At 63.5% G+C, this 1,024-nt stretch carries 1 protein-coding gene and 1 pseudogene; both read right to left on the bottom strand.

Annotation, left to right across the window (positions count from 1 at the left end; translation table 11 throughout):
* Positions 1-755, bottom strand: a 755-nt coding sequence (gene istB, locus H7F49_RS19290; protein WP_185685163.1) for an IS21-like element helper ATPase IstB, incomplete at its 3' end; no start/stop codon positions are given.
* Positions 752-1,024 (bottom strand): annotated as a pseudogene (locus H7F49_RS19285) (IS21 family transposase); the annotation flags it as partial. The gene istB and the pseudogene H7F49_RS19285, both read right to left, overlap by 4 nt.

The raw sequence follows: 1,024 nt of genomic DNA, 5'->3' as shown, positions 1-1,024 counted from the left end.
CTGGCCTGTGCGGTACGTCTGCGGTAACTTTCGACGTTCATCTCGAAGATGGTGGCGTGGTGCACGAGCCTGTCGACGGCGGCGAGCGTCATGGCGGGATCTGGGAAGACCCGGTTCCACTCGCCAAAGGGCTGGTTGGCGGTGATCAGCAACGACCTTCGCTCGTAGCGTGCGCTGATCAGCTCGAAAAGCACCGACGTCTCGGCCTGATCGCGTGAGACGTAGGCGAAGTCGTCGAGGATGAGCAGGTGGTACTTGTCGAGCCTGGCCATTGCGGATTCGAGTGCGAGTTCGCGCCGGGCGACCTGCAGGCGTTGCACGAGGTCGGAAGTTCGGGTGAACAGAACCCTCCAGCCCCGTTCCACCAGCGCCAGGCCCATGGCCGCGGCCAGATGAGTTTTTCCGCCACCCGGCGGGCCGAACAAGATAAGGTTGGCGCCTTGCTCAAGCCAGCCATCGCCGGCGCATAAGGCCATGACCTGCGCTTTGGAGATCATCGGCACGGCATCGAAGGCGAAGCAGTCGAGGGTCTTGCCTGCGGGTAGATGGGCCTCTGCCAGATGGCGTTCGATCCGGCGGCGATCGCGTTCGGCGAGTTCGTGCTCGGCGAGCGCGGCGAGGAACCTGCTGGCGGGCCACCCTTCCTTGTCCGCCTGGGCGGCAAAGTTCCCCCAGATGTGTTTGATGGTGGGCAGGCGCAGCTCGTTGAGCATCATGCTGAGGCGCTGTGAATCGATCATGGGAACTGCACTCATGCGGCTTCTCCCTGTTCGATAAGTCCGTCGTAGATCGAGAGCGGCACCAGTTTGACCACGACTTCGGGCAGAGCAGCAGGGTCGGGACTGAACCGGGCCCGCAGAGCTGTCAGACACGGTGTTCGGCGCGCGGCCAGATCCTCGGCCAGGAGCCCGGCGAGTTCAGCCTCGCATGCGCGTTCGTGGGCCATGGCCAGAAGTTCGACGGTGATGCAGCATGCCTCCCGCTCGCCATGAACTTCCAGCAAGTGGTCGAACATCAGGCGATA

Origin of the sequence: Novosphingobium aerophilum, from assembly GCF_014230305.1 — a bacterium.
GTDB classification, from domain to species: domain Bacteria; phylum Pseudomonadota; class Alphaproteobacteria; order Sphingomonadales; family Sphingomonadaceae; genus Novosphingobium; species Novosphingobium aerophilum.
This window is presented reverse-complemented; position numbering and strand designations above follow the sequence as displayed.